This is a genomic window from Streptomyces sp. NPDC058469 (genome assembly GCF_042721125.1).
Classification (GTDB): domain Bacteria; phylum Actinomycetota; class Actinomycetes; order Streptomycetales; family Streptomycetaceae; genus Streptomyces.
Genome location: NZ_JBHXME010000014.1, coordinates 90,689 through 98,769, shown reverse-complemented (window position 1 = coordinate 98,769; position 8,081 = coordinate 90,689). Strand labels below are relative to the sequence as shown.

General features: G+C 70.1%; 7 protein-coding genes. 5 read left to right on the top strand and 2 right to left on the bottom strand.

Annotation, left to right across the window (positions count from 1 at the left end):
• The 4 genes from pgi to ACFWP5_RS10490 all read left to right on the top strand — a co-directional run.
• Positions 1-1,365: glucose-6-phosphate isomerase (gene pgi, locus ACFWP5_RS10505; RefSeq protein WP_384153366.1), on the top strand; the 1,365-nt coding region annotated here is incomplete at its 5' end.
• Between the two features lies 1 nt (position 1,366).
• A complete protein-coding gene (gene gnd, locus ACFWP5_RS10500) occupies positions 1,367-2,242 on the top strand; it encodes a phosphogluconate dehydrogenase (NAD(+)-dependent, decarboxylating) (protein ID WP_384153363.1) in 876 nt (291 codons plus the stop codon).
• A gap of 7 nt (positions 2,243-2,249) precedes the next feature.
• Positions 2,250-2,837 (top strand): histidine phosphatase family protein, encoded by a 588-nt coding sequence (locus tag ACFWP5_RS10495; RefSeq protein ID WP_384153361.1) that lies wholly within the window; start codon positions 2,250-2,252, stop codon positions 2,835-2,837.
• A 97-nt stretch (positions 2,838-2,934) separates the two neighbouring features.
• The gene (locus ACFWP5_RS10490; RefSeq protein ID WP_384153358.1) at positions 2,935-4,398 is read left to right on the top strand and encodes a membrane-associated oxidoreductase; all 1,464 of its coding nucleotides are present in this window, start codon (positions 2,935-2,937) and stop codon (positions 4,396-4,398) included.
• Here ACFWP5_RS10490 and ACFWP5_RS10485 read toward each other — a convergent pair.
• A complete protein-coding gene (locus ACFWP5_RS10485; protein ID WP_384153355.1) occupies positions 4,385-6,214 on the bottom strand; it encodes a bifunctional sugar phosphate isomerase/epimerase/4-hydroxyphenylpyruvate dioxygenase family protein in 1,830 nt (609 codons plus the stop codon). The two genes, ACFWP5_RS10490 and ACFWP5_RS10485, sit on opposite strands and share 14 nt — an antisense overlap.
• Positions 6,215-6,248: 34 nt before the next feature.
• On the bottom strand, positions 6,249-7,136 hold the full coding sequence (locus ACFWP5_RS10480; RefSeq protein WP_384153352.1) for a shikimate dehydrogenase: 888 nt from the start codon (positions 7,134-7,136) through the stop codon (positions 6,249-6,251).
• A 168-nt stretch (positions 7,137-7,304) separates the two neighbouring features.
• Here ACFWP5_RS10480 and ACFWP5_RS10475 point away from each other — a divergent pair, with 168 nt between their 5' ends.
• Positions 7,305-7,970 (top strand): TetR/AcrR family transcriptional regulator, encoded by a 666-nt coding sequence (locus tag ACFWP5_RS10475; RefSeq protein WP_384153349.1) that lies wholly within the window; start codon positions 7,305-7,307, stop codon positions 7,968-7,970.
• The last annotated feature ends 111 nt before the right edge of the window (positions 7,971-8,081 follow it).

Genomic DNA, 8,081 nt, shown 5'->3' with positions numbered 1-8,081 from the left:
CGCGCCCCGCGTGACGCGGTGATCGAGGTCGACGGCGAGAACGTCGTCCCGCAAGTCCACGCCGTTCTCGACAAGATGGCCGGCTTCGCGGACCGGGTCCGCTCCGGCGAGTGGACCGGGCACACGGGCCGTCGTATCCGCAACGTCGTCAACATCGGCATCGGCGGCTCCGACCTCGGTCCGGCGATGGCCTACGAGGCGCTCCGCGCGTTCACCGACCGCTCGTTGACGGTCCGGTTCGTGTCGAACGTGGACGGCGCCGACCTGCACGAGGCGACCCACGACCTGGACCCGGCGGAGACGCTGTTCATCGTCGCGTCCAAGACGTTCACCACGATCGAGACGATCACCAACGCGACGTCCGCACGGACGTGGCTCCTTGAGGGCCTCGGCGGAGACGACAAGGCCGTGGCGAAGCACTTCGTGGCGCTGTCGACGAACGCCGGGAAGGTGTCGGACTTCGGCATCGACACGGACAACATGTTCGAGTTCTGGGACTGGGTCGGCGGCCGCTACTCGTTCGACTCGGCCATCGGCCTGTCGCTGATGATCGCCATCGGCCCGGACCGTTTCCGCGAGATGCTCGACGGCTTCCACCTCGTCGACGAGCACTTCCGCACCGCGCCCGCCGAGTCCAACGCGCCTCTTCTCCTTGGCCTGTTGGGCGTCTGGTACGGCAACTTCCACGATGCCCAGTCGCACGCGGTGCTGCCGTACTCGCACTATCTGTCCAAGTTCACCGCCTACTTGCAGCAGCTGGACATGGAGTCCAACGGCAAGTCGGTTGACCGGGACGGGGATCCGGTGGAGTGGCAGACCGGCCCGGTGGTGTGGGGCACGCCCGGCACGAACGGGCAGCACGCGTACTACCAACTCATCCACCAGGGCACGAAGTTGATCCCGGCGGACTTCATCGGCTTCGTCAACCCGGTGGACGGGCTGAGCGAGGGACTCAAGGCGCAGCACGACCTGCTGATGGCCAACTTCTTCGCGCAGACACAGGCGTTGGGCTTCGGCAAGACGCCGGACGAGGTGCGTGCCGAGGGCGTGCCCGAGGAACTGGTGCCGCACAAGACGTTCAAGGGCAACCACCCCACGACCACGATCCTGGCCCGCGAGCTCACCCCGTCCGTGCTCGGCCAGCTCATCGCGCTCTACGAGCACAAGGTGTTCGTGCAGGGCGCGGTCTGGAACATCGACTCCTTCGACCAGTGGGGCGTCGAGCTGGGCAAGGTCCTCGCCAAGCGCGTCGAACCCGCCCTGACCGAGGGCGCGGACGTGCCGGGGCTCGACCCCTCCACCGCCGCTCTCGTGGCCACCTACCGGACGCTCCGTAATTCCCAGGATTCTCAGGAAGTGAACTGACATGCAGCTCGGACTGATCGGCCTCGGCAAGATGGGCGGCAACATGCGCGAGCGGATCCGCCGCGCAGGCCACACCGTCATCGGCTACGACCGCAACCCCGAGGTCTCCGACGTGAGCGACCTGGCCGAACTGGTCAGCAAGCTCGAAGCGCCGCGCACGGTCTGGGTGATGGTCCCGGCCGGTGCCCCGACCCAGTCGGTCGTCGACGAGCTGGGCGACCTGCTCCAGCCCGGCGACACGGTGATCGACGGCGGCAACTCCCGTTGGACGGACGACGAGAAGCACGCGGAGGAGCTGGGCGCCAAGGGCATCGGTTTCGTCGACGCGGGTGTCTCCGGCGGTGTGTGGGGCCTGAAGAACGGCTACGCCCTGATGGTCGGGGGCGACGCCGAGAACATCGCGAAGGTCCAGCCGATCTTCGACGCGCTCAAGCCCGAGGGCGAGTTCGGCTTCGTGCACGCCGGCAAGGTGGGCGCCGGGCACTTCTCGAAGATGGTTCACAACGGCATCGAGTACGCCATGATGCAGGCGTACGCCGAGGGTTGGGAGCTGCTGGAGAAGGTCCACTCCGTCACGGACGTGCGTGAGGTGTTCCGCTCCTGGCAGGAGGGCACCGTCATCCGCTCATGGCTGCTCGACCTCGCGGTCAACGCCCTTGACGGCGATGAGCACTTGGACAAGCTGCGGGGCTTCGCGGAGGACTCCGGCGAGGGCCGGTGGACCGTCGAGGCGGCCATCGACAACGCGGTGCCGCTGCCCGCGATCACGGCGTCCCTCTTCGCGCGGTTCGCCTCGCGTCAGGACGACTCGCCGCAGATGAAGATGGTCGCCGCCCTGCGCAACCAGTTCGGCGGTCACGCCGTCGAGTCCAAGTAGGCGCGCCGTGGGGGATCTTCTGCTGGTCCGCCACGGCGAGACGGAGTGGAGCGTGTCGGGCCAGCACACCAGCTGGACCGACCTGCCCCTCACCCAGCACGGCGAGGAACAGGCCAAGTCCCTCGCTCCGCTCCTCTCGGGCCGGGCCTTCGCATCCGCACTCACCAGCCCGCTCGGCCGCGCGATACGCACCGCCGAACTCGCGGGCATCACCGGGGCCGTACCCGACCCCGACCTGCACGAGTGGGACTACGGCGCCTACGAGGGCGTCACCACCGTCGACATCCACCGCACCCGCCCCGACTGGTACTTGTGGACCGACGGGGTGCCGCCGGGCCCGGCCGGACACCCCGGCGAGTCCCCGGACCAGATCAGCGCCCGGGCCGACCGGGTGCTGAAGCGGGTGGACTCGGCACTCGCGGACGGTGACGTGGTCCTCGTGGCCCACGCCCACTTCCTGCGCGTCCTCACGGCCCGCCGCCTGGGCCTGTCTGCGGCGGACGGCCGCCTGTTCCAACTGGCCACCGGCACGGTCAGCCGCCTCTCCACCGAGCACGACCGCCCGGTGATCGCGGAGTGGAACACCCGACCGTAACGGCACAACTCCAAGGCCCGGACCACGCGTTGACGTGCGGTCCGGGCCGTTGTCGTCCCCTGTGCCCGCGGCCTCCGCGCGGCTAGAGTCCCGCTTGATGGAGATCAACGATCTGACACCGGCCGAGGAGCAGGTGTGGCGGGCCTTCCCGCTCGGCGAGTCCGTGGACTTCCGTACGGCGGAGGACGAGGACGTCACCCTCGGCGAGACCTGGGACCCCGAACGGACCGTCCGCGCCGAGGTGTTGCGGGCCCTGTTGCTCAACGGGCCGCAGGAGGCGGGCGAGATAGCGTCGCTGAGCCTGGCGGGCGCCCGGATCAGCGGCAGGCTCGATCTGCAGTACGCGACGATCGACCACCCCGTCCGGCTGCGGTACTGCCACTTCGACGAGGTGCCCCGCTTCTACGCCTGCCGACTGCGCGAACTCAACCTCGGCGACTCGGTGTTGCCGGGTCTCACCGCCCATGCGATGCGGGTGGACGGCGTGCTGCGGATGACGCGGTCGCGGTTCCGCGGAGTGGTGCGGCTCGCCGGGGCGAAGATCGCCGGGAGCCTGTACATGGAGAGCGCGGAGATCATCGCTCCGGACGCGGAGCAGCCGGTGCTCCAGCTCAATCAGGCGGCCGTCGGCGACGATCTCCGGGCGGCCGGACTGCGCACCCGAGGCCAGATACGGCTCAGCGGCGCGAGTGTCGCCGGGTCGATCGACCTGAACACGGCGCACCTCTCCAACCCCGGCGACTCCGCCATCGACGCCGAGATCCTCACCGTCGAGGGCAACGTCCTCGTGCGGGAAGCCCGCGTGGACGGCTGGATCGGCCTGCGCGGAGCCCGGATCGCGGGCCGGCTGGACCTGTCGTACACGACCCTGTCGAACCCCGGCGGCCCCGCGCTGCTGGCGAGCAGCACCACGATGGGGGAACTCTGGCTACGCCAGAGCCCGCCCGCCCAAGGCGGTGTCGTGCTGCGCAGCGCCCAGATCGACGTCCTGCTGCTGGAGCCGGAGGTGCTGCCGGACCAGGTCTTCCTCACCAGCCTCGCCTACACCTCGCTCATCCCCCACGAGCCCGCCGAGCGCCGTCTGGCCATGCTGGAACGCGACGGCGACGGCTATGTCCCGCACGCCTACGAGGAGTTGGCCGCCGCCTACCGCCGCATCGGCGACGACCAGGCCGCCCGCCTCGTCCAACTCGCCAAGCAGCGCCGCCTGCGCGCCACCCGCCCCTGGTACGGGCGCATTTGGGGCTACGTCCAGGACGCCACCGTCGGCTACGGCTTCCGCCCGCTGCGCGCCTGCGCCTGGTTGCTGTCGCTGCTGGCGATCGGCTCCCTCGCCTACGGCCTGCACCACCCCCACGCCCTCAAGGCGTCCGAGGCCCCGCACTTCAACCCGGTCTTCTACACCCTCGACCTGCTGCTCCCGGTGATCTCCTTCGGCCAGGAGGAGGCGTTCGCGCCGGACGGCTGGTACCAGTGCCTCGGCTACGCCCTGATCATCACCGGCTGGATCCTGGCCACGACGGTCGTCACCGGCGTGACCAGAACCGTCAGCCGCCAGTGAGACGCTTCGCCGTGTGCTGGGCGGCCAGGCGCACCGGCGCGTTCTGGGCGCCGTAACCCCGGTAGTCCGGCTCGCGCTGGACCAGTTCGAAGAAGACCCGCCCGACCGTCCGCGTGTAGCAGTGCCTGAACTCGCCGCCCGCGTCCCGGTCGTAGAGGATGCCGAGGTCCTGGTACGTCTCCAACTCGCCCTCGGCGAAGTCGAATCGGGCCGCGAGGTCGTCGTAGTAGTTCGCGGGCATGCGCAGCAGTTGACCGCCGGACTCGCGGAAGCGGCGGGCCGCGGCGACCACGTCCTCGGTCGCGAGGGCGATGTGCTGGGCGTGGGCGCCGTCCTCGGTCGGGGCCGCGCCGACGCTCAGGGCGATACGGACGCTGCCGTCGGGGTTGGTGACGGCGCGGCTGCGCAGCAGGCCGTAGGGGTCGGCGACGTCGACGCTCTCCTGCGCTTGCAGACCGAGGACGCTGCGGTGGAAGAGGGTCGCCTCGTCGAAGTGGTGCCAGGGCTGGGTGAGGGCGAGGTGGTCGATGCGTTGAATGCCTGTGCCTGTGCCTGTCCTTGTGCCTGTCCTTGTGCCTGTGGGCAGTTGACTGGCGGTGTCCGTGAAGTCGGCCCGCCAGCCCGGGAGTTCGGGGGTGGTGCGGGCGCAGAAGAAGAGTTCGGTGCCGTCCGGTGCGGCGACCGCATCGAGCGGGGCGTCCTTGGGGGCGCGACGGCGGGGCAGGACCGGCGCGAGGAGTGCCTCGGCGCGGCGGGCGGCGCCCTCGGGGTCGGGTGACTCCAGGCCGATCGCTGCGAGGGCGGTGCCGTCCCGTCGTAGGGCGGGGCCGGTGTTGACCAGGATGCGGGCGTCGCCCTGCTGCCACAGGTCCACCGGTTTGCCGTGGTGACGGGCCGTGCGGGTGAAGCCGAGGGCGCCGAGCAGGGCCGAGACGGGTTCCGCGTCGGGCGTGACGAGTTCGGCGAAGGCGATGCCCGTGGGGACGACGGGGGCGGGCGGACGCGACAGACCGACGGACTCCTGGAGGACCAGCAGCGAGCGTTGGGCATCGACCGCCGTGGGGCCCGCTTCCGCTTGCCGGAACACGTCGTTGAAGATCTCCAACGAGAGCGGGCCGTCGTAGCCGGCGGTCAGGGCGTGCCGTACGAGTCCGGCGACGTCGAAGCCACCCTGACCGGGGAAGCAGCGGTAGTGGCGGCTCCACTGCAGGACGTCCATCGCGAGGAGCGGGGCGTCGGCGAGTTGGAGGAAGAAGATCTTCTCGCCGGGGATGTCCGCGATGCCCTTGGGATCGGAGCCGCGCGACAGAATGTGGAAGCTGTCGAGGCAGGTGCCGAGTGCCGGGTGGTCGGCCCTCTCGACGATGCGCCAGGCGTGGTCGTACGTGCTGACGTGACGTCCCCAGGCGAGCGCCTCGTAGGCGACGCGGACGCCGAACTCCTGCGCGAGGTCGGCCAGTTGGCTCAGCTGAGCTGCGGCGAGCGCGTCGTCGTCCTCGGCGAGGGGGGAGACGCTGGAGCAGACGAGGACGGTGTCGGTGCCGAGCCTGCGCATCAGCTCGAACTTGTGCCGGGCGCGGCGCAGATTGCGGGCGAACTCGGCCTCGGGCACCGCCTCGATGTCCCGCATCGGCTGGTAGAGATCGATGGTCAGCCCGAGGTCGGCGCACCTGGCGCGGATCTCCTCCGGTGTGAGGGGGCTGGCGAGCAGGTCGTTCTCGAAGATCTCGACGCCGTCGAAGCCGGCCCGGGAGGCGGCGGTGAGTTTCTCGGTGAGGGAGCCGCTGAGGGAGACGGTGGCGATGGATGTCCGCATGTCGGTACCTCTCTTCACTGCTCGGCGCGGCTCTTCACCGCGGGGTCGGTACGGCGTCGGCCAACTCGGCGATGTCCGCGAGCATCCGCGCGCTGTCGGGTTCCCGGCCGGTGAACAGCCGGAACGCGTCCGCCGCCTGGAAAACCGCCATGCCACCGCCGTCGAGAGTGGCGCAGCCCAACGCACGGGCGGTGCACAGCAATTGGGTCTCCAGCGGGCGGTAGACCACTTCGGCGACCCAAAGTCCCGAGTGCAACAGCCGTGCGGGGAAGGGCAGTCCGGGGTGGGCGGCCATCCCGGTGGGCGTGGCATGGACGATGCCGTCCGCGGTGGCGAGCAGTTCGGGCAGCCGCTCGGGCGTGGCGCCGGCCGCGCGGCCCGGGCCGAAGTGACGGTTCAGGGAGTCGGCGAGGGCGGTGGCGCGTTCGGGCAGCGCGTCGACCACGGTGACGCGCTCGGCGCCGAGGGTGAGCGTGGCGTGCGCTACGGCCGCGCCCGCGCCGCCCGCGCCCAACTGGACGACGCGCTCCATGGGCGCGTCGGGCAGTCCGCGCGCAAAGGAGGCGGCGAAGCCGGTGACGTCCGTGTTGTGGCCGATCGCGCGACCGTCCACCCCGAAGACGACGGTGTTGACCGCGCCCAGCGCCTCGGCCTGCGGGGCGAGCCCGTCGAGGTGCTCGATGACGAGCTGCTTGCACGGGTGGGTGATGTTGAGCCCGTCGAAGCCCAGGTCACGGGCGGCCCGCACCAGCTCGCCCACCGCCTCCGGGCCGACGCCGAGCACGTCGATGTCGATGAGCCGGTACACATAGCGCAGCCCCTGCCGGTCCGCCTCGCGCTCGTGCAGGGCCGGGCTGAGGGAGGGACCGATGCCGGAACCGATCAGCCCGACGAGATACGAGTCCTTGAAGACGTCGGCCACAGTGGCCCTCCTGAGTGGCTCGCTAATGTACGAACTAGTACGTTAGCTATATCAGCATCGCCCTGCTGCGGGAAGCCCCCGGCCGGAAACTCGATCACCCACCACCGGCCCCTGCTTCTACAATCGGCCGCACACCGCGCCCGCGCCCGAAGGAAGCCAAGGAACCCGATGACCAGCGTCGAAGAACCGGCACGACCGAACGGGCGCATCCGTGACGCGGCCCGCACCAAGGCCGAGATCCTCGACGTGGCGACCCACGAGTTCGCCCGGGCCGGCTACGACGGCGCCCGCGTCGACGAGATCGCCGCCCGCACCCGCACCACCAAGCGGATGATCTACTACTACTTCGGCGGCAAGGAGCAGCTCTTCACGGCCGTCCTGGAACGGTCCTACGGCGTGATCCGCGAGGCCGAACGAGGCCTGGACGTCGAGCACCTGGACCCGGTCGCGGCCATCCGCCGACTCGCGGAACTGACCTTCGACCACCACGAGCAGCACCCGGACTTCATCCGCCTGGTGTCCATCGAGAACATCCACGGCGCCGAGCACATCGCCGCCTCCGAGAAGCTCGGGAAGATCGGCTCGCCCGCCCTGGACGTGATCCGCCGCATCCTGGAGGCGGGGCAGAGGTCCGGCCTGTTCACGGCCGACGTGGACGCCGTCGACCTGCACGCGATGATCAGTTCCTTCTGCTTCTTCCGGGTCGCCAACCGGCACACCTTCGGCGCCCTGTTCGGCCGCGACCTGGTCGCGCCGGAGCAGCGCGAGCACTACCGGACCATGCTGGGCGACATGGTGATCGCCTATCTGACGGCGGAGCGGGCAACGCACTGAGGTCGCTCGGCGACCCCCCTTGACACCCGGGAAACGCGAGCGCAACATCCCTACCCACCGAGACTAACTATCCAGTGGGTTAATTAGCCGCGATCCGGCAGCGCCTCCCCG

Excerpts from the sequence above, each read along its gene's own strand:
- gnd (WP_384153363.1), top strand. The coding sequence starts at position 1,367 with ATGCAGCTCGGACTGATCGGCCTCGGCAAGATGGGCGGCAACATGCGC.
- ACFWP5_RS10490 (WP_384153358.1), top strand. The coding sequence starts at position 2,935 with ATGGAGATCAACGATCTGACACCGGCCGAGGAGCAGGTGTGGCGGGCC.
- ACFWP5_RS10485 (WP_384153355.1), bottom strand. The coding sequence starts at position 6,214 with ATGCGGACATCCATCGCCACCGTCTCCCTCAGCGGCTCCCTCACCGAG.
- ACFWP5_RS10475 (WP_384153349.1), top strand. The coding sequence starts at position 7,305 with ATGACCAGCGTCGAAGAACCGGCACGACCGAACGGGCGCATCCGTGAC.